This is a genomic window from Citrobacter sp. C5_2 (assembly GCF_014596845.2).
GTDB classification, from domain to species: domain Bacteria; phylum Pseudomonadota; class Gammaproteobacteria; order Enterobacterales; family Enterobacteriaceae; genus Citrobacter; species Citrobacter werkmanii.
Genome location: NZ_CP115032.1, coordinates 2,417,761 through 2,437,295, shown reverse-complemented (window position 1 = coordinate 2,437,295; position 19,535 = coordinate 2,417,761). Strand labels below are relative to the sequence as shown.

At 51.1% G+C, this 19,535-nt stretch carries 17 protein-coding genes; 7 read left to right on the top strand and 10 right to left on the bottom strand.

All coding sequences use genetic code 11. From position 1 onward, the window contains the following. Nucleotides 1-81 precede the first annotated feature (81 nt). The 6 genes from ICA20_RS11965 (at nucleotide 82) to osmB (ending at nucleotide 7,189) form a co-directional block, all read left to right on the top strand. Complete coding sequence (locus ICA20_RS11965) at nucleotides 82-1,224, top strand: carboxymuconolactone decarboxylase family protein (protein WP_038640942.1); 1,143 nt, start codon at nucleotides 82-84, stop codon at nucleotides 1,222-1,224. An 89-nt stretch (nucleotides 1,225-1,313) separates the two neighbouring features. Then, nucleotides 1,314-3,248, top strand: coding sequence for an exoribonuclease II (locus ICA20_RS11960; RefSeq protein ID WP_038640943.1), 1,935 nt, complete (start codon nucleotides 1,314-1,316; stop codon nucleotides 3,246-3,248). A gap of 263 nt (nucleotides 3,249-3,511) precedes the next feature. Beyond that, complete coding sequence (pdeR, locus tag ICA20_RS11955) at nucleotides 3,512-5,503, top strand: cyclic di-GMP phosphodiesterase (protein ID WP_038640944.1); 1,992 nt, start codon at nucleotides 3,512-3,514, stop codon at nucleotides 5,501-5,503. 182 nt (nucleotides 5,504-5,685) lie between these two features. Continuing rightward, on the top strand, nucleotides 5,686-5,868 hold the full coding sequence (locus ICA20_RS11950) for a hypothetical protein (RefSeq protein ID WP_038643197.1): 183 nt from the start codon (nucleotides 5,686-5,688) through the stop codon (nucleotides 5,866-5,868). Nucleotides 5,869-5,949: 81 nt separating this feature from the next. Next, nucleotides 5,950-6,702, top strand: coding sequence for a DNA-binding transcriptional regulator YciT (locus tag ICA20_RS11945; protein ID WP_038640945.1), 753 nt, complete (start codon nucleotides 5,950-5,952; stop codon nucleotides 6,700-6,702). A 268-nt stretch (nucleotides 6,703-6,970) separates the two neighbouring features. After that, nucleotides 6,971-7,189, top strand: coding sequence for an osmotically-inducible lipoprotein OsmB (osmB, locus tag ICA20_RS11940; protein WP_038640946.1), 219 nt, complete (start codon nucleotides 6,971-6,973; stop codon nucleotides 7,187-7,189). 88 nt (nucleotides 7,190-7,277) lie between these two features. Here osmB and yciH read toward each other — a convergent pair whose 3' ends face one another. From yciH to pgpB, 5 genes are all read right to left on the bottom strand, one after another. Continuing rightward, nucleotides 7,278-7,604: a stress response translation initiation inhibitor YciH gene (gene yciH / locus ICA20_RS11935; RefSeq protein WP_038640947.1), complete on the bottom strand. Its 327-nt coding sequence runs from the start codon at nucleotides 7,602-7,604 to the stop codon at nucleotides 7,278-7,280. Beyond that, entirely contained in the window at nucleotides 7,605-8,342 is a 738-nt protein-coding gene (pyrF, locus tag ICA20_RS11930) for an orotidine-5'-phosphate decarboxylase (RefSeq protein WP_129694999.1), read from the bottom strand. Between the two features lie 190 nt (nucleotides 8,343-8,532). Then, nucleotides 8,533-9,702: a lipopolysaccharide assembly protein LapB gene (gene lapB, locus ICA20_RS11925; RefSeq protein WP_038640951.1), complete on the bottom strand. Its 1,170-nt coding sequence runs from the start codon at nucleotides 9,700-9,702 to the stop codon at nucleotides 8,533-8,535. 6 nt (nucleotides 9,703-9,708) lie between these two features. Further along, complete coding sequence (locus ICA20_RS11920) at nucleotides 9,709-10,017, bottom strand: LapA family protein (protein ID WP_038640953.1); 309 nt, start codon at nucleotides 10,015-10,017, stop codon at nucleotides 9,709-9,711. Between the two features lie 149 nt (nucleotides 10,018-10,166). Then, nucleotides 10,167-10,931, bottom strand: a complete 765-nt coding sequence (gene pgpB, locus ICA20_RS11915) for a phosphatidylglycerophosphatase B (protein WP_038640956.1) — start codon at nucleotides 10,929-10,931, stop codon at nucleotides 10,167-10,169. A 201-nt stretch (nucleotides 10,932-11,132) separates the two neighbouring features. Between pgpB and ribA the strand changes: the two genes are divergently transcribed. Continuing rightward, on the top strand, nucleotides 11,133-11,723 hold the full coding sequence (gene ribA, locus ICA20_RS11910) for a GTP cyclohydrolase II (RefSeq protein WP_038640958.1): 591 nt from the start codon (nucleotides 11,133-11,135) through the stop codon (nucleotides 11,721-11,723). 52 nt (nucleotides 11,724-11,775) lie between these two features. Here the strand turns inward: ribA and acnA are convergent, their stop codons facing one another. The 5 genes from acnA to topA all read right to left on the bottom strand — a co-directional run bounded on the left by acnA (nucleotide 11,776) and on the right by topA (nucleotide 19,165). After that, nucleotides 11,776-14,451, bottom strand: coding sequence for an aconitate hydratase AcnA (gene acnA / locus ICA20_RS11905; protein WP_038640960.1), 2,676 nt, complete (start codon nucleotides 14,449-14,451; stop codon nucleotides 11,776-11,778). A 307-nt stretch (nucleotides 14,452-14,758) separates the two neighbouring features. Next, a complete protein-coding gene (locus tag ICA20_RS11900; RefSeq protein ID WP_165353570.1) occupies nucleotides 14,759-14,926 on the bottom strand; it encodes a hypothetical protein in 168 nt (55 codons plus the stop codon). Between the two features lie 3 nt (nucleotides 14,927-14,929). Then, nucleotides 14,930-15,070, bottom strand: coding sequence for a YmiA family putative membrane protein (locus tag ICA20_RS11895; protein ID WP_216422382.1), 141 nt, complete (start codon nucleotides 15,068-15,070; stop codon nucleotides 14,930-14,932). Between the two features lie 314 nt (nucleotides 15,071-15,384). After that, nucleotides 15,385-16,359: an HTH-type transcriptional regulator CysB gene (gene cysB / locus ICA20_RS11890; RefSeq protein WP_038640962.1), complete on the bottom strand. Its 975-nt coding sequence runs from the start codon at nucleotides 16,357-16,359 to the stop codon at nucleotides 15,385-15,387. A 208-nt stretch (nucleotides 16,360-16,567) separates the two neighbouring features. After that, nucleotides 16,568-19,165, bottom strand: coding sequence for a type I DNA topoisomerase (topA, locus tag ICA20_RS11885; protein WP_038640964.1), 2,598 nt, complete (start codon nucleotides 19,163-19,165; stop codon nucleotides 16,568-16,570). Between the last annotated feature and the right edge of the window lie 370 nt (nucleotides 19,166-19,535).

The window sequence follows — 19,535 nt, the reverse complement described above, 5'->3', positions numbered from 1 at the left end:
CAGGATATTGCAGCGCAAACGATCCGGCGTAGGTGTATGACGACGTGTCCGGGTCGCCACTTTTTAGACCAAGGAACGCCCATGGAACAACGCCGCATTGTAGGCAAAAGCCACTGGTATCATGAGACGCAATCCAGCACGTATCCGCAAGATGTTCTGCCGCTGGTGCCGGAGGCCGCTCATGTTGACGACAGCTTTTTACTGGACCTGGCGATACCTCATGACGTGCTTTTACCCTTTCAATCCTGGTTAAACCCTGCCCGTAAACTTGCCCAACTTCTTTTCCCCGCTCACGTCGCACTGGATCGGATGCATACGTTCAGCGCCTATGAACGGATGAGTACAGCCCTGACCGTCGCTCAGGTGTATGGCGTGCAGCGATTGTGCAATCACTATGCCGCGCGCTTAACGCCGCTGCCGGGTCCTGATTCGTCTCGCGAAAGTAATCATCGACTGGCGCAAATCACCCAATATGCGCGCCAGCTCGCCAGTTCACCGGCTGTGATCGGCGAGCGGGACCGTCAGCACCTGGATGCGGTCGGGCTGACCAGCTGCGATAGCATATTGATGAATCAAATCATCGGCTTCGTCGGTTTTCAGGCCCGGGTAGTCGCATTATTTCAGGCCTGCAGCGCTCACCCGGTACGTCGAATACCGGGCCTGGATATACAGCAATTCGCTCACGCTTCGCCATTTAGCGCCATCAACGCCAGCTGGCACGCTGCGCCATTAGAACCCGAGCTGCTGCATACCCGCGCGAAACCGCGCGCGGATTATCCCAACGAACTGCACGCGCTGCTCCCCCTGCTAGCACATTCACCTGCCGTTTTAGATTTACTTGGGTCACTGATTTCCAGCACGCTACGCAGCGATATGCCGACGCGGGCATTTTCTCTGACGACCCTGATGACATCACGCATCAACGGCAGCGTGTCCTGCTTTAATGAACATGCGCATACGGCATATGAATTAACTGACATCATCACTGTCCTTCGTCAGGATGAACGTGAATTGCAGCGCTGGGAACAACGACATCCGGTTGAGCGCGTCACCCTGCAGGCGGTACAATGGCTCACCCGAGCGCCCGACCGCTTTAGCGCCGCACTGTTAACACCGTTGTTCGATCAGGGTATCTCTTCAGAACAGGCGATTAACCTGCTGGCCTGGAGTGGATTATGCGGATGGTTAAATCGCTTGAAAATCGCGCTGGGCGAGACGTATTAACCGATCCACTTACTTAAAGAGCGCTTGCTGCAACTGACAGAATCGCGTAAAACTGTCAGCCGCTCTTTTAGCCACGAAAATAGACAATTATGCTTCAGGACAACCCGCTGCTAGCGCAGCTTAAACAGCAACTACATTCCCAGACGCCGCGTGCTGAAGGGGTGGTAAAAGCCACGGAAAAAGGCTTTGGCTTCCTGGAAGTCGATGCACAAAAAAGCTATTTCATTCCACCGCCGCAGATGAAAAAAGTGATGCATGGCGACCGTATTGTTGCGGTGATCCATACGGAAAAAGATCGTGAGTCTGCTGAACCGGAAGAGCTAATCGAACCCTTCCTGACGCGCTTCGTGGGTAAAGTTCAGGGCAAAAATGACCGTCTGTCTATTGTGCCGGATCATCCGTTACTGAAAGAGGCGATCCCTTGTCGCGCCGCCCGTGGCGTTGAGCATGAATTTAAAGAAGGTGACTGGGCCGTGGCAGAAATGCGCCGCCATCCGCTGAAAGGCGATCGCACCTTCTACGCTGAACTAACCCAATTTATCACCTTTGCGGACGATCACTTTGTCCCGTGGTGGGTCACGCTGGCGCGCCATAATCTCGAAAAAGAAGCACCGGACGGCGTTGCGACCGAAATGCTGGACGAAGGTCTGGTGCGTCAGGACCTGACCGCCCTCAATTTCGTCACCATCGACAGCGCCAGCACCGAAGATATGGACGATGCGCTGTATGCTGAAGAACTGGCCGATGGCAAGCTACAGTTAACTGTAGCTATAGCCGATCCTACCGCCTGGATTGCAGAAGGCAGCAAACTGGATAAAACGGCGAAGATTCGTGCGTTCACCAACTATCTGCCGGGATTCAATATCCCGATGCTGCCACGTGAACTGTCTGACGATCTCTGTTCTCTGCGCGCGAACGAAGTACGCCCGGTTCTGGCTTGCCGCATGATCATTACCACCGACGGTACGATTGAAGACAACATCACCTTCTTCGCTGCGACTATCGAGTCTAAAGCGAAGTTGGCCTATGACAACGTCTCCGACTGGCTGGAAGGCACCGGCGACTGGCAGCCTGAAAACGACGCAATTGCTGAACAAATCCGTCTGCTGCATCGTATTTGTCTGAGCCGTGGTGAATGGCGTCACAACCACGCGTTAGTATTTAAAGATCGTCCGGATTACCGTTTTGTCCTCGGTGAAAAAGGCGAAGTGCTGGATATTGTGGCGGAACCGCGTCGCATCGCTAACCGTATCGTGGAAGAGTCAATGATTGCGGCAAATATTTGTGCTGCACGCGTTCTTCGCGACACGCTGGGCTTTGGAATTTATAACGTCCATATGGGATTTGATCCGGCAAACGCTGACGCACTGGCCGCGCTACTGAAAACCCATGGTATGCATGTAGATGCCGAAGAGGTCCTGACGCTGGAAGGCTTCTGTAAACTGCGCCGCGAACTGGATGCGCAGCCTTCCGGTTTCCTCGATAGCCGTATCCGCCGGTTCCAGTCGTATGCTGAAATCAGCACCGAACCAGGTCCGCACTTTGGGCTGGGTCTGGAAGCATATGCCACCTGGACCTCTCCTATTCGTAAGTATGGCGACATGATCAACCACCGTCTGCTTAAGGCCGTCATCAAAGGCGAAACGATTGCCCGTCCACAGGATGATACGACCCTGCAAATGGCCGAACGTCGTCGTCTGAACCGCATGGCTGAACGCGATGTGGGTGACTGGTTATACGCCCGCTTCTTGAGCGACAAAGCCGGCACCGACGTCCGCTTCGCGGCCGAGATCATTGACGTCAGCCGCGGCGGTATGCGAGTGCGTTTAGTGGATAATGGCGCAGTCGCATTTATTCCGGCCCCGTTCCTGCATGCTGTTCGTGACGAACTGGTATGCAGTCAGGAAAGCGGCACCGTACAAATCAAAGGTGAAGTGGTTTACAAAGTCACGGATGTGATTGATGTAACCATTGCCGAAGTGCGGATGGAAACCCGCAGCGTTATCGCACGTCCAGCCGTGTAACATTGATAAAGCTAACGGCCTTTCTCTTTCTGTGAAAGGTCGTTTTCTTTTCCCTCCCAAATCTCCACCACGCACTACACTTCTTTCATCCGGTCTAATTTATTTTTTACTATTTTCAGTTCCGCTAGCTTTGCTTTTTTTAGATTCTGCATTACATATAAATACATAAATAAAACAATACGTTCAGCCATAGTCACCCTGTATGAATCATGGCTAACTATACTTTTGAGGCTCTATGCGCTTTAAACGGGATAGTACACATCATGAAAGACGTCCGGGAGCGGGTTACGTTGTATAGCTATGTGGGCACTCATAACCCCTACTGGCGTTTGTCAGAGGATTGCAACATCCTGCATTTCTCTATCGACGAAGCGTCAGCAGTCGATCAGACCATCGAATTGTCAGCTGAGCAAGCCGACCGCATTCGCGAAATGACGGTGATTACATCGAGCCTGTTGATGACGCTTCCCATTGAAGATGACGACATTCCCGTGCATCTGGTCGGCAGGAAAATCAATAAGCGCGAATGGGCGGGAAGCGCATCCGCCTGGGATGACACCCCTTCCGTCGCGCGCGACCTGGCTCACGGCCTCTCTTTCGCTGAGCAGGTCGTTTCTGAAGCTAACTCCGTCATTGTCATTCTTGACCGCATGGGCAACATTCAGCGCTTTAATCGCCTGTGCGAAGAGTACACCGGTCTCAAAGAGCGTGAAGTGATTGGCCAAAGCGTTTTCACGCTGTTTATGAGCCGGCGCGAGGCCGCAGCCTCACGGCGCAACATTGAGGTGTTTTTTCGCGAAGGTAACTCTTATGAGGTTGAACGTTGGGTAAAAACCTGCAAAGGCCAGCGTCTGTTTCTGTTCCGCAATAAGTTTGTGCATAACGGTAGCGGCAAGAACGAAATATTTCTGATCTGTTCCGGTACCGATATTACTGAAGAGCGCCGCGCGCAGGAACGTCTACGGGTATTGGCCAATACCGACTCCATCACTGGTTTACCGAACCGCAACGCAATTCACGAGCTGATCAGCAATGCTATTGAAAACGCGGGCGATACGCAGGTTGGGATTGTCTATCTCGATTTGGATAACTTTAAAAAGGTGAACGATGCCTACGGTCATATGTTTGGCGATCAGTTGTTACAAAGCGTGTCGCTGGCTATTCTCAGTTGCCTCGACGACAACCAGCTACTGGCCAGGTTTGGCGGTGATGAATTCATTGTCCTTGCCACCGAAACGTCCCAGGGCGCGCTGGAGGCTACGGCATCGCGTATCCTGACGCGCCTGCGCCAACCTTTTCGCATTGGACTGATAGAAGTCTATACCGGATGTTCAATCGGTATTTCTCTCGCGCCACAGCATGGACAGGACGGCGAGAGCGTTATCCGTAACGCGGATACGGCCATGTACACAGCAAAAGAAGGCGGTCGTGGTCAGTTTTGCGTCTTCTCACCGGAAATGAATCAACGGGTTTTTGAATATTTGTGGTTGGATACCAATCTGCGTAAGGCGCTGGAAAACGATCAACTGGTTATCCACTATCAGCCAAAAATAACCTGGCGCGGAGAAGTTCGTAGTCTGGAGGCTCTGGTTCGTTGGCAGTCCCCGGAACGTGGCCTCATACCGCCGTTGGAGTTTATCTCCTACGCCGAAGAATCAGGGCTCATCGTTCCGCTCGGTCGATGGGTTATTCTGGACGTCGTGCGCCAGGTGGCAAAATGGCGTGCCAAGGGGATAAATCTACGCGTGGCGGTAAATGTGTCTGCGCGCCAGCTCGCCGACCAGACGCTATTTACCGCTCTCAAGCAGGTGCTTCACGATCTCAACTTTGAATACTGCCCGATCGATGTTGAATTAACGGAAAGCAGTTTGATTGAAAATGAGCAGTTGGCGCTATCCGTCATTCAGCAATTTAGCCAGTTGGGGGCACAAATCCATTTGGATGATTTTGGCACCGGTTATTCGTCGCTATCTCAACTGGCCCGCTTCCCGCTTGATGCGATAAAACTGGATCAAACCTTTGTCAGAGATGTGCACAAGCAACCTATTTCGCAGTCGCTGGTGCGGGCCATTGTCGCGGTCGCGCAGGCGCTCAACCTGCAGGTCATCGCCGAAGGCGTTGAAAGTGCAAAAGAGGATGCGTTTTTGACCAAGAACGGCGTCAATGAGCGTCAGGGATTTTTATTCGCCAAGCCGATGCCTGCAGCTGCGTTTGAACGATGGTATCGACGACACCTGAATAAAAAAACGCGATAATGCAGAAAGATTCCTCGGAGAAAATAGCCATAAATGGACAATACGTGATGATTCTATCTGTATGTAATCACAGAATATATAATATTCTTCAATCATTCAGGGTAATACTATTTTTCCCTTCTCTTTTGCCATGAAATTCTGCATCATGAAATTCAAACTCTATTGCCCTTTGGATGATGACCATGTCTGATATCGACGCTAAGCGTCTGGCCGAACGCATTGATACCGTGCTGGATATCCTCGTTGCAGGTGATTACCACTCAGCCATCCACAATCTCGAAATTCTGAAGGCTGAACTGTTAAACACGGTCAAAGAAGATACTCAATCTTTGTCAACTAAACAGAAAGCTCCGTGGGAGATCTGATGACATCGCTCTCTTGATGTTACTGCTATCAGCAGACTTCCGTTTATTTTCCGATACGATATTGCTATAAAAATTAATACTATGAATTCCCGACAACAATCCATTTTGCAGATGGTGACCGATAAAGGTCAGATGAGCGTCGCCGATCTGGCAAAAATCACCGGCGTTTCAGAAGTGACGATTCGACAGGATCTGAATACGCTGGAAAAACAGAGTTATTTACGCCGTGCGCACGGATTTGCTGTTTCATTGAACAGCGATGATGTGGAAACACGCATGATGACCAATTTCACGCTAAAACGTGAGCTGGCCGAATTCGCTGCATCGCTGGTCAGCCCCGGCGAGTCAGTATTCATTGAGAATGGCAGTAGCAATGCGCTCCTGGCAAGAACCCTGGCGGAGCAAAAAGATGTCACTATCATTACGGTGAGCAGCTACATCGCTCACCTGCTCAAAGAAACACCCTGTGAAGTGATTCTCCTCGGCGGGATTTATCAGAAGAAAAGTGAGAGCATGGTCGGCCCCCTGACTCGCCAGTTTATCCAGCAGGTACACTTCAGTAAGGCCTTCATCGGCATTGATGGCTGGCAGGCAGACACCGGCTTCACCGGACGCGATATGATGCGTTCTGATGTGGTTAATGCGGTACTGGAAAAAGGCGCAGAGGTTATTGTGCTTACCGACAGCTCAAAATTTGACGCCATTCATCCTTATACCCTGGGGCCTTTAGAACGATTCAGTCGCGTCGTGACGGACTCTAAGCTCAGCGCCAGCGTACAAATGCAGCTTGAACATTCAGGATTAACCGTCAATATCATTGATTCCAACGCATAATGGCTGCGCAAGATGATTTGTCGGCAGGCAAATCATCTCCTCTCTGAGAGTTATCTGACAACCCAATTAAGACTTTTTACCTGTTGTTAACAGGATAAACTCGTAGAATTAATATTAGCGATATAACAGGAGCGAACATCCAACTGCAGGATATTGGTTGTCATGCCTTCGCTAAACGGTTTCACGGAAATATCTTTGATAGTCGCGATTTAACGCTATCCTTAAAGAACACTGGATTCCGTGAATCAATAATTCAGGAGAAAGTATTATGTTAGTAACGAGCAAAAAAATGACCGCAGCCATTCTGGCGCTTACTCTGGCAATGTCTCTGAGCGCCTGCTCTAACTGGTCCAAACGCGATCGCAATACCGCTATCGGTGCTGGTGCGGGTGCAGTAGGTGGTGCAGTCCTGACCGATGGCAGCGCGCTGGGTACGCTGGGTGGTGCTGCTGTTGGTGGTATTATTGGCCATCAGGTAGGTAAATAATTTACGGTTGACCGGCTCGATATAATTAAACGTTTACTTTTTCAGCTCTGTATTTAAAAAGCCACGGATTATCTCCGTGGCTTTTTTATTAACCGCCAGCCAGTTTGACTTTCATGCCTTTGGCTTCCAGCAATGATTTTATCAGGTCACGTTTATCGCCCTGAATTTCAATCACGCCCTCTTTTACCGCCCCACCGCAACCACATTTTTTCTTCAGTTCAGCGGCTAATTTAGCCAGTTCCGCATCATCCTGATCAATACCGGTGATCAGGCACACGCCCTTGCCTTTACGACCGCTGGTCTGGCGTTGAATGCGGACAATACCATCACCCTTTGGACGTTCAGGGGCGACCTTCGGTTCATCAATGCGTCCGGAGTCGGTTGAATAGACCAGGCGAGAGTTTGAATCGCTCATTTACACACCTCGTTTCAGAGAGGCATTGATCATCTTCAGCGTCTGCGCCGGGTCGGCAGACTGCGTGACCGGACGACCAATCACCATGTAATCCACACCGGCTAACTGCGCCTGCTCTGGCGTCATAATACGACGCTGATCGCCCGCCTCGCTGCCTTCAGGACGAATACCCGGGGTCACTAACTTAAATGCCTGTCCAAACGCCTGTTTGAAACGTACCGCTTCCTGGGCAGAGCATACGACTCCGTCCAGCCCGCAATGTTGGGTTAAACGCGCCAGTCTTTCAGCATGCTCCGCAGGTGACAACGTCACACCGAGATCGGCCAGATCGCTGGCTTCCATGCTGGTCAGCACCGTCACAGCAATCAGCAATGGCGCATCATTACCAAAAGGCACCAGGGCCTCACGGGCTGCCGTCATCATGCGCGCCCCGCCAGAGGCGTGTACGTTAACCATCCACACGCCAAGGTCGGCAGCCGCAGCTATGGCATGTGCCGTTGTATTGGGAATATCATGAAATTTCAAATCCAGAAAGACGTCAAAACCGCGCTGTTGCAGTTCGCGAACCAACTGAGGTCCAAAAAGCGTGAACATCTCTTTGCCCACTTTCAAACGGCAATCACGAGGATCAATTCTGTCGACAAAAGCTAATGCTTTATCACGATTTGCGTAATCAAGAGCGACAACGACAGGAGAATCAGTAACAGCACGAGAAGAAGATGAAGCAGTAAACGTCATGACCAGACCTTCCTGTGGATGGGCGCCACCGGTGGCGCAAAATGGGTAAACGGCGTGCATTCTACCTGCGGCAATAGAAAATTAACAGGCGCGATTACATTTCTGCCAGGCGAACCGGCTGTGGAGGTTGATGATGGGACGATTACACCCTACAAGGATGTTGTAACTAAGTTGAAATTTTTTTAAAAAATTACAGCCCATCAAGCCCACGAATAGGTTTAATGGTTGACCATGAACGGCAGGATGGACAATGCCAGTACAGCGTATAAGCGGTAAACCCGCATTTCTGACAGCGATAGCGCGGCTTACTACGTACCTGCTCCCCGACCATATCGCGCAGCACCATCAGGCTCTCTTTGGCGCGCCCTTCTTCTGCTTCGTTAAGATGATAATCCATCAGCTTGTGGAATACACGCATCGTAGGATGGCGTTGCAGCTGACGAGTTATATAAACCTGAGCGGTATCAGTTCCCTCACGCGCCTCAAGGATATCTGCAAGCATCAGTTCAGCGGCGGCACCGGTATTTTCCTCAACCGCACGGCGTAAAAACTCTGCCCACTCATCGTTTTTGCCCAGATGCTGGTAGCAGCTTTGCAGCATTTCCAGCGTTTCACTGACCAGCTCTTTATCCTGAGAAATCACCCGTTGCAGACTTTCAACCGCCCTGGAATAATCGCCGTTCAGCATATATACGCGCCCCATCATAATGGAAACGCGGGCGCTGTTTTTGTCTGCTGCCGCCCCTTTTTTCAACAGCGTCATGGCACGATCCATATCGTCGTTGCCCATTTGCTGTAACGCCAGTTCGCAATAGAAATGCGCTATCTCAATGCGTTGTTTGTCTTTGCCAAGCTTTACCAGACGCTCTGCAACGTCAATGGCTTTTTGCCATTCGCTGGTTGCCTGATAAATTTGCAGCAACTGTTGTAATGCCCCAACGCGAAAATCTGTTTCATCAGTAAGCTGATTGAACATGTCTTCCGCACGGTCATACAGGCCTGCGGCCATGTAGTCCCGGCCCAGTTGTTGCACTGCCAGCAAGCGCTGTTCGTATGTCAGCGAGGCACTTTCCATAAGCGTTTGGTGGATGCGGATTGCACGATCGACTTCACCGCGCGAACGGAACAGGTTTCCGAGGGTGAGATGAGCCTCAACGGTGCCCGTGTCCTCTTTCAGCATATCAAGGAACAGATCCACCGCTTTATCTTGTTGGTTGCTCAGGAGGAAGTTAACCCCGGCGACATAGTCACGGGAAAGTCGGTTGGCTTCATCCTGCTTTGTTTGTTGCGCACTTCTGCGACCCATATACCACCCATAGGCAGCGGCTACAGGTAAAAGCAGAAACAACAACTCCAACATAAATAATTATTCCTTTACAACCGACGAATCGGCGGGTACCGCAACGTCGGTCGCAGGCGCAAGCTGGTTTTCCAGTCGTTTGATTTTACGTTCGGCGCGCGCAAGAGACACTCGAACCTTCAGCCAGAAAAGGCCGCAAATTAACCAACCAATCGCAAAACCTGCGGCAAACAATACAGCAAGCAGCGTAGAGATACGATACTCACCCTGAGCCAGCAGGTAATTAAACGTAACCTGTTGATCGTTTTGCGCACCTAATGTCACCGAAATAACAAAAATCGCCAACACCAGTAAGAAAATGAGTAAATATTTCACATTACTTCCCGTTATGTGGTTTAAGCGAATAAATCGTGTCCAACTTACCGCGTTGAGCCCTTTAAATTACCATTTTCACACCGAGTGCGAAATGGAAAAGCGCTTTATGCCTTCTGATTTAAGGGCAAAATTCGAAAAATCAATCATAGCTAACTTTCTTGCTCACGCTGCGCGATTTCTTTTGTCTCCTGCACTGGCGGTGTTAAGGGTCCGCATATCCGCTGCGCAAGCCAGGTTGCCAGGGTCACCAACAGCCAGGAAATCAGCGTTGCGACCACCAAATCACGGGGCCAGTGCATTCCCAGCAGCAAGCGGCTCCCCATCACCCCCGTCGCCCAGATGAGTAAGAATGCTATAGTCAGCGTACGTCTGCGCGGCCACAGCAAACCTACCGCCAGCAAAGCCCAACTGGCAGCAAACATTGTATGCCCGGAGGGAAAAGCAAATCCTGTTTCTTTTTGCCAGTGCTTACGTAGAAACGTTGGCACGTCCCGCTGTTCGGCTAATTGTTCTTTGACTAAGTTCCCGCGATCTTTACGTTTTAAAGTGTAGAACTCATCCACCGGAATATGGTGCGTTTTTTCCAGCCATACAACAAATGGCCGCGGTTCCTGCACCTTATCCTTAACCCATGACTTCACGCCCTGCCCAACTAAAATCGCCACCGCCAGGATCGCAAACAGCATTACCGCCGCTTTCAGACGAAAACGCAGACACCATAAAAACCATGCACAGAGCGCTACGTGAGTGATAATCCCCCATGGCTGTGTCACCGTTTCCGTTACCCAGAACAGGGATTTTAACCACCAGACATTATGCCCTGGTTGCCAGTTCCAGCCTGATACCCATACAGCAACCGGCATGATAAGCAGCAGTCCGGCGCCGACTGCGGTGCGCTTTGCAATTGAAAGCATTGCCTCTCCTTTCGTTGATAAGTCTCACAATCATAACTGAAAAATGCGCACGCCGGGAAAATTGACAATTTTGTGCCATTCCAAAAGCGAATCCGTTGTCGCAATTAGGTGAACATCGCTGGCTTATGGCAAAATAGTGCAATACAGAACAGAAGCCAACAGGCGACGGCACGACAGTGCCAGCATAATCTGGAGAATTACATGCAGCTTAAACGTGTGGCAGAAGCCAAACTGCCAACCCCCTGGGGTGATTTCCTGATGGTGGGATTTGAAGAACTGGCAACCGGACACGATCATGTCGCACTAATTTTTGGCGATATTACAGGCCAAACGCCTGTCCTGGCGCGTGTCCACTCTGAGTGTCTGACTGGCGATGCGCTGTTTAGCCTGCGTTGCGATTGCGGTTTCCAGCTCGAAGCAGCCCTGTCGCATATTGCCGAAGAAGGGCGTGGCATTCTGCTCTATCATCGTCAGGAAGGGCGCAACATTGGACTGTTAAATAAAATCCGCGCCTATGCGCTGCAGGACCAGGGTTATGATACCGTTGAAGCCAATCATCAGTTAGGCTTTGCAGCAGACGAGCGTGATTTCACACTGTGTGCGGACATGTTCAAGCTGCTGGGCGTTGACGAGGTACGTTTGTTGACCAATAACCCGAAGAAAGTGGAAATTCTGACCGAGGCGGGTATCAATATCGTTGAACGCGTGCCGTTGATTGTGGGTCGTAACCCGAATAATGAACATTATCTGGATACCAAAGCCGCGAAAATGGGCCATTTGTTAAATAAATAATTTCCATTTACCCGGTACAGAAAAAAGCCTGCTCACGCAGGCTTTTTACATGTCAGTTCAACATATTACGAATGACGTAGTGCAGAATGCCGTCGTTCTGGTAATACGTTAACTCCGTCGCGGTATCGATGCGGCAACGGCATAAAATCACCTCTTTATGCCCATCCGCACGGGTCAAACTTACCGGAACTGTCGCCCCCGGTTTAATGTTTTGCAGATCCGTAATATCAATCGCTTCCTCACCGGTTAATCCCAGCGTTTTACGCGTAACCCCCTGTGGGAATTCAAGTGGTAAAATCCCCATGCCGATCAGGTTAGAACGGTGAATTCGCTCAAAGGACTCAGCAATCACCACGCGCACACCCAGCAAGCGTGGGCCTTTCGCAGCCCAGTCACGACTGGAGCCAGAACCATATTCCTTACCGGCAATGACCGCCAGCGGAACATTCTCCTGTTGGTATTGCATGGCCGCATCATAGATAGCTACCACTTCCGTCCCCGGTAAATGCCGCGTCATTCCGCCTTCCACGCCAGGCACCATCTCATTGCGGATACGTATATTGGCAAAAGTACCGCGCATCATCACTTCATGGTTTCCGCGGCGGGAACCGTAGGAGTTAAAGTCTTTGCGCTCAACGCCGTGGCTTTGCAGATACCGACCGGCCGGGCTATCCGCTTTAATGCTACCGGCTGGAGAAATGTGATCGGTGGTCACCGAGTCGCCTAACATCGCCAAAATGCGTGCGCCATGAATGTCCTGTACCGGATCCGGCGTAGCCTGCATACCATCAAAGAACGGCGACAAACGGATATAGGTCGAGTCAGACTGCCAGCCATAGGTGTCAGCCCGATCAACTTGAATCGCTTTCCATTCCGGCGTGCCTTCAAATACTTCGGCATACTCTTTATGGAACATCGCGGTAGAGACCTGCTCGACGGCCCGGGCGATTTCCTGGGCAGTTGGCCAGATATCTTTCAGGTAAACGGGATCGCCTTTTCTGTCATGACCTAACGGGTCTTTCGTCAGGTTAATATTCATATTCCCCGCCAGCGCGTAAGCGACTACCAGCGGCGGTGACGCCAACCAGTTCGTCTTGACGAGCGGATGGATGCGTCCTTCAAAATTACGGTTGCCGGAAAGCACTGCGCCGACCGTGAGATCGCCTTTTTTGATAGCTGTCTCAATAGGATCGGGCAACGGTCCGGAATTACCTATACAGGTGGTACAGCCATAACCCACGAGGTTAAAGCCCAACTCGTCAAGATACGGTGTGAACCCGGCCTGCGCCAGATAGTCAGAAACGACTTTAGAGCCAGGCGCCAGCGAGGCTTTAACCCAGGGTTGACGTTTCAGACCGAGCGTAACCGCTTTCTTCGCCAGCAGCCCCGCCGCCATCAATACGCTTGGGTTAGAGGTGTTGGTACAGGAGGTGATCGCCGCAATCACCACCGCGCCATCCGGCAACAGGTATTGATGCCCGTTCATCGTATAATCCACCGGCTGACGATCTTTTAGCGAGCTATTCACCTCAAGCTCGTTACTCGCCGAGAACGCTTTCGGGACATCTGCAAGTGCCACTCGATCCTGTGGACGCTTCGGTCCGGCAAGGCTCGCTTCCACACTGCCCATATCCAGCTCCAGCGAACTGGTAAATACAGGTTCATCGCCTGGGTTACGCCACATCCCCTGCGCTTTAGCATAAGCGCCGACCAGGTCGACCTGCTCCTCACTGCGTCCGCTCAGGCGCATATATTCAAGCGTGATGTCATCAATCGGGAAGAAACCACAGGTTGCGCCATATTCCGGCGACATGTTCGCAATGGTTGCCCGATCGGCCAGCGGTAAGGTATCCAGGCCATCACCATAGAATTCAACAAATTTCCCAACCACACCATGCTTACGCAGCATTTGGGTGACGGTCAGCACCAGATCGGTCGCGGTGATACCTTCCCGCAGTTTACCTACCAGCTTGAAGCCCACCACGTCAGGGATAAGCATAGAGACCGGCTGGCCCAGCATCGCGGCTTCGGCTTCAATGCCGCCGACGCCCCAGCCCAGCACACCGAGACCATTTATCATCGTAGTATGGGAGTCGGTACCGACCAGCGTATCCGGATAAGCCACCCATTCACCGTTTTGTAATTCGCTCCAGACGGCTTTACCCAAATACTCAAGGTTAACCTGGTGGCAAATCCCCGTTCCCGGCGGCACGACGCTGAAGCGACTGAATGCTTGCTGTCCCCATTTCAGGAATACATAGCGCTCATGGTTACGTTCCATTTCCAGACGGACGTTCTCTTCGAAAGCGTCATCATCACCGAAACGATCCACCGTTACGGAGTGGTCAATGACAAGATCCACTGGCGAAAGCGGATTCACTTTTGCCGTATCCCCGCCCAAACGTTTTACCGCTTCGCGCATAGCGGCCAGATCGACCACTGCGGGTACGCCAGTAAAGTCCTGCATCAAAACGCGAGCGGGTCGATAGGCAATCTCACGGTCGGCATGCGCGGTTTTCAGCCAACGCGCCAGCGCATGAATATCGTCTTCGGTAACGGTATTTCCGTCCTGCCAGCGAAGCAGGTTCTCCAGCAAAACTTTTAGCGATTTGGGCAGGCGGGTGATATCACCCAGAGTTTGTGCGGCCAGAGGCAAACTGTAGTAACGGTAGGTTTTATCATTAACCTGCAATGTGTCCATACTGGCTTCGCGTAGGGTCGACGACATAGCTCCTCCTTAAATGACAGGGTTAGATCCCCTGATTTTCTTCAGGGTTAGTATTAAAGATAACACAAACAAAATGTAACGCTTTGATAACACCTCAAATTGATAAAAGTGTAAACATCGGAAGAGCGGAGTGCGGTGTGAAATACGCGGGGAAGATTCGAGAGCGGAAGTTGATAGCGTTAATGTGTAACAGGCATGTTGGTAGTTGATAATATGCTGATTAGAGTGGACATCGCGATTGTACGTAATAAGTCATACGAGATATCAGACAGAGGACGAATAATAATGACGATAAAATTCGTATTAATTACTGTTTCTGTTCATCATCAGTGAACAGATCAATAAACGCGCGTTGTTCAGGGGAAAGCGTCCAGGAGATGGGGATTTCCGGCCCATTCTCTGCGCCGGTATTGCTATCTGGTTCATTTTCATGGGGAGATGGCGTCACGGTGGTGTGTTGTTCCGGTGCGGACATGACCTACCCCCACACTTGCCAGGCCACGAGCGCGACGACAATCCAGAACACTGCGGAGCCGAGAAAAACAGCAAACCAGGCTTTACGTTTCATCACGGGATCCCTGCGTGCTGGCTGGTTTCCTGAAGGCATCGCTAACCTCATACTATCGAAATCACTTATCATTTAGGCACCAAACAATCGGTACAATTAATCATCAGATAGGAGGAATCCTAATAAAAAAGGCAAAAAAAAGCCAGTTAATTTTCGGACTCGTCCTGATAAATAAATCGATTGTTTGATCGGTTATCAATATTTGAAAGGAATTTTTGGCAAGCTGACTAATTTGAAACTACTTTAGAGAACCTTTTCCATAAACTATATATGGTTAATTTATTCACTGTAAATTATCGATTAATTCAGCGTCTCCCGTCGGTATCGCTTTATGCAGAAGGATACCGACGAGGTAACAGCCGGTATTATTTCTCAGGCAATTTAATATCTTTAAACATGGCTTCTATATCATCGTTAGAACGCAACGCTACCGCAGTATCCACCACATCTCGCGTCAGATGCGGCGCGAAACGTTGAATAAAATCATACATGTAACTGCGTAAAAACGTGCTGCGACGAAAACCAATTTTGGTGGTGCTATGACTGAAGATATCGTGCGCGTCAACACGTACAAGATCTGGGTCGGAGACGGGATCAACCGCCATGCTGGCAATCACCCCCACCCCAAGCCCTAGACGCACATAGGTTTTAATGACATCGGCATCGGTCGCGGTAAATACTATACGCGGTTCCAGACCCGCACGGTTAAACGCGGTATCCAGTTCCGAACGCCCGGTAAAACCGAAGGTGTAGGTGACCAGCGGATACTGCGCTAACTCTTCAATAGAAATGGACGCTTTTCCCGCCAGCGGATGATCCGGCGTCACGACGATCGAGCGGTTCCAGTGATAGCAAGGCAGCATCACCAAATCGTCATACAGATGCAGGGCTTCTGTCGCAATGGCAAAGTCTGCATTCCCTTTCGATACCGCTTCGGCGATTTGCGTCGGCGATCCCTGGTGCATGTGCAAAGAGACGCGAGGGTAACGCTCAATAAAACCTTTAATCACGTTTGGCAGTGCGTAACGTGCTTGCGTGTGGGTCGTCGCGATGTATAACGAGCCTTTGTCCGGCCAGGTATGTTCGCCGGCCACCGACTTAATGGCATCCACCTTCGACAGAACCTCACGCGCAATACGGATGACTTCCTGCCCCGCTGGCGTAACCTGCGTCAGGTGCTTGCCGCTACGGGCAAAAATCTGGATGCCAAGTTCATCTTCAAGCATACGAACTTGCTTACTGATGCCTGGCTGGGAGGTATAAAGCCCTTCCGCCGTTGAGGAGACATTAAGGTTGTGGTTCACCACCTCAACAATGTAGCGAAGCTGCTGTAATTTCATGTCAAGCCATCCCGATTTATGCCATCAGATCATCGTTTCAGAGCAGGCTCGTTAGCGCTGCTAATACGATTTAATAATAAAAAACGTGTTAACTATAACCACTATATCATTTCTATGTAAGCTGTATAGGCATGACAAAAAATAATACGCCAGAAACGAAAAGGGCCGCTTACGCGACCCTTTAAGGAAGAATTCAGGCGGAATGCCGTTATTTCTTCCCTTCTACCCATTTACCGTCAACAAAGAACGCTGACCAACCGGTCGCCTTACCGTCTTTCTCAGCGGCAACGTATTGCTGCTTGGTTTTACGGCTGAAACGAACCATGGACTTGTTGCCATCCGGGTCAGTCTGCGGCGCGTCTGCCAGATAGCGCAGTTTTTCCGGCAGACGATCGCGGAAGCGGTACAGCTCTTCCACTAACGGCGCGCGGGTCTCACGTGATTTCGGGAACGTATTTGCCGCCAGGAAGATACCTGCCGCGCCATCACGTAACACAAAATACGCGTCAGATTTTTCACACGGCAGTTCCGGCAGCGGAACCGGATCTTCTTTCGGCGGAGCGACTTCACCGTTACGCAGGATCTTACGAGTGTTTTTGCACTCGTCGTTGGTACACGCCATGTACTTACCGAAACGCCCCATTTTCAGGTGCATTTCAGAACCACATTTTTCGCACTCAACGATAGGACCGTCATACCCCTTGATGCGGAATTCACCCTCTTCGATCTCGTAGCCGTCGCAGGTCGGGTTATTACCACATACATGCAGCTTACGCTTAGGATCGATAAGGTAGCTGTCCATCGCCGTACCGCACTTCTGGCAGCGACGTTTGGCGCGCAGAGCGTTCGTTTCCGCGTCATCGCCTTCCAGCACGTTCAGCACTTCGTTTTCCGGCACCAGGTTAATGGTGGTTTTGCAACGCTCTTTCGGCGACAGCGCATAGCCGGAACAGCCGAGGAAAACGCCGGTGCTGGCGGTACGAATACCCATCTTGCGTCCGCAGGTCGGGCAATCAATACTGGTCAGCACCATCTGGTTCGGACGCATACCGCCCTCTTCAGGATCTTTTTCGGCTTTATCCAGTTGCTGAGTAAAATCGGTGAAGAAGTTGTCGAGTACGCCTTTCCATTCGGCTTCGTGATTCGCCACCTGGTCGAGGCTGTCTTCCATCTGCGCGGTAAAATCGTAGTTCATCAATTCGCGGAAGTTTTCTTCCAGACGATCGGTGACGATTTCACCCATTTTTTCAGCATAGAAGCGACGGTTCTCAACACGAACATAGCCGCGATCCTGAATCGTGGAAATAATCGACGCATACGTTGATGGACGACCAATACCCCGCTTTTCAAGCTCTTTAACCAGCGAGGCTTCACTGAAACGTGCAGGCGGTTTGGTAAAGTGTTGCGCTGGCGTCAGTTCGACAAGCGTCAACGTATCGCCTTTATCCACGGCCGGTAAGATGCGATCTTCATCGCCCTTACGCAATGCAGGCATCACTTTGGTCCAGCCATCGAAACGCAGAATACGACCACGCGCTTTCAGGCGGAAATCACCCGCGCCCACGGTTAAGGTGGTGGAGTCGTATTTCGCCGGCGTCATCTGACAGGCAACAAATTGACGCCAGATCAGTTGGTACAGTTTTTGCGCATCAGCTTCCATGTCTTTCAGCGATTCCGCCTGTACGGCGACATCGGAAGGACGGATAGCTTCGTGCGCTTCCTGAGAGTTCTCTTTGCTGGCGTACTGGTTCGCGCTCTCCGGCAGATATTTTTTGCCAAAATTATCGCTGATGTACTCGCGAACCATGTTCACCGCATCCTGGCTCAGGTTGGTTGAGTCAGTACGCATATAGGTGATGTAGCCCGCTTCATACAAGCGCTGCGCCATCATCATGGTTTTCTTCACGCCAAAACCCAGTCGCGTACTCGCAGCCTGCTGTAGCGTGGAGGTAATAAACGGCGCGCCTGGCTTGCTGCTGGTCGGTTTATCTTCACGTTCCAGAACGCTATAGCGCGCTTTTTCCAACAGGCTGACAGCGGCAAGCGTTTGTTCCCGATTGACCGGGCGGAACGGTTTATCATTCTGGTGCGTCACCTCAAGCGGCAACGCATCGCCTCCAGGCGTGGTCGTGTCAGCACCAATTTCCCAGAACTCTTCTGGAACAAATGCTTTGATTTCGCGTTCGCGCTCAACCACCAGACGCACGGCAACCGACTGTACGCGGCCTGCTGACAGACCACGCGCAATTTTTTTCCACAGCAGCGGCGACACCATATAGCCCACCACGCGGTCCATAAAGCGGCGCGCCTGTTGCGCGTTAACCCGGTCGATGTTCAGTTCGCCCGGTTTTTCAAACGCCTGACGAATAGCGTTTTTAGTAATTTCGTTAAACACCACACGGCTGTAGCGTGCGTCATCGCCGCCGATCACTTCCCGCAGGTGCCATGCAATGGCCTCCCCTTCGCGGTCAAGGTCGGTTGCGAGATAGATGTGGTCGGCTTTTTCAGCCAGTTGCTTCAGTTCAGAAACAACTTTCTCTTTACCAGGCAGCACTTCATAGCGCGCATCCCAGTTGTGCCACGGGTCAACACCCATGCGGTTGACGAGAGCGCCACGTTCATCCTTTTTGGGCTTTTTAGCCGTTTTGGTGGAGGTTGAGTCGGCGCTCTTTTTAGTTGCTGAGCCACTGGTCGGCAAATCACGGATATGACCAACGCTGGATTTCACCACGTAGTCATTACCCAGATACTTGTTGATCGTTTTGGCTTTTGCCGGGGACTCAACGATGACAAGAGCTTTACCCATATTCACCTTTACCTAATTTGATTCTTCCAGAATGCGTCGCACGTTGATTCACCTTCCACTGGCGACGAGACATTGATATGGTCTCTGCGTCGGCGGATATCAACCCCTTAAACTTTTTCGCGCTTGTAATGTAACTCTCATGTAACTGAGTTAACAGGCTTTTTTGCTCACAAACGCTATAGCACGACGAAGTATTGGTCGAATGTCAAGCAAATCTGTTGCCAGATTGACGAAAGCGTCACACTGTACCTGATAAAATGCGTTACGCAACTTTATTAGCATGCAAAAACAAATCCCGCCAGTTGCAACCCCGACGTAAGACCTTCATTTATGTCAGGGAATATTTGCCCATAAGCCGGGCTCGGCGTAG

What these genes read in the sequence shown, in the direction of transcription:
- ICA20_RS11945 (WP_038640945.1), top strand. Translation starts at nt 5,950, where the DNA reads ATGAATTCCCGACAACAATCCATTTTGCAGATGGTGACCGATAAAGGT.
- topA (WP_038640964.1), bottom strand. Translation starts at nt 19,165, where the DNA reads ATGGGTAAAGCTCTTGTCATCGTTGAGTCCCCGGCAAAAGCCAAAACG.
- ICA20_RS11900 (WP_165353570.1), bottom strand. Translation starts at nt 14,926, where the DNA reads ATGTCCGCACCGGAACAACACACCACCGTGACGCCATCTCCCCATGAA.
- acnA (WP_038640960.1), bottom strand. Translation starts at nt 14,451, where the DNA reads ATGTCGTCGACCCTACGCGAAGCCAGTATGGACACATTGCAGGTTAAT.
- pgpB (WP_038640956.1), bottom strand. Translation starts at nt 10,931, where the DNA reads ATGCTTTCAATTGCAAAGCGCACCGCAGTCGGCGCCGGACTGCTGCTT.
- ICA20_RS11965 (WP_038640942.1), top strand. Translation starts at nt 82, where the DNA reads ATGGAACAACGCCGCATTGTAGGCAAAAGCCACTGGTATCATGAGACG.
- pdeR (WP_038640944.1), top strand. Translation starts at nt 3,512, where the DNA reads ATGAAAGACGTCCGGGAGCGGGTTACGTTGTATAGCTATGTGGGCACT.
- pyrF (WP_129694999.1), bottom strand. Translation starts at nt 8,342, where the DNA reads ATGACGTTTACTGCTTCATCTTCTTCTCGTGCTGTTACTGATTCTCCT.
- osmB (WP_038640946.1), top strand. Translation starts at nt 6,971, where the DNA reads ATGTTAGTAACGAGCAAAAAAATGACCGCAGCCATTCTGGCGCTTACT.
- ICA20_RS11895 (WP_216422382.1), bottom strand. Translation starts at nt 15,070, where the DNA reads ATGAGGTTAGCGATGCCTTCAGGAAACCAGCCAGCACGCAGGGATCCC.
- yciH (WP_038640947.1), bottom strand. Translation starts at nt 7,604, where the DNA reads ATGAGCGATTCAAACTCTCGCCTGGTCTATTCAACCGACTCCGGACGC.
- ribA (WP_038640958.1), top strand. Translation starts at nt 11,133, where the DNA reads ATGCAGCTTAAACGTGTGGCAGAAGCCAAACTGCCAACCCCCTGGGGT.
- ICA20_RS11950 (WP_038643197.1), top strand. Translation starts at nt 5,686, where the DNA reads ATGTCTGATATCGACGCTAAGCGTCTGGCCGAACGCATTGATACCGTG.
- lapB (WP_038640951.1), bottom strand. Translation starts at nt 9,702, where the DNA reads ATGTTGGAGTTGTTGTTTCTGCTTTTACCTGTAGCCGCTGCCTATGGG.
- ICA20_RS11960 (WP_038640943.1), top strand. Translation starts at nt 1,314, where the DNA reads ATGCTTCAGGACAACCCGCTGCTAGCGCAGCTTAAACAGCAACTACAT.
- cysB (WP_038640962.1), bottom strand. Translation starts at nt 16,359, where the DNA reads ATGAAATTACAGCAGCTTCGCTACATTGTTGAGGTGGTGAACCACAAC.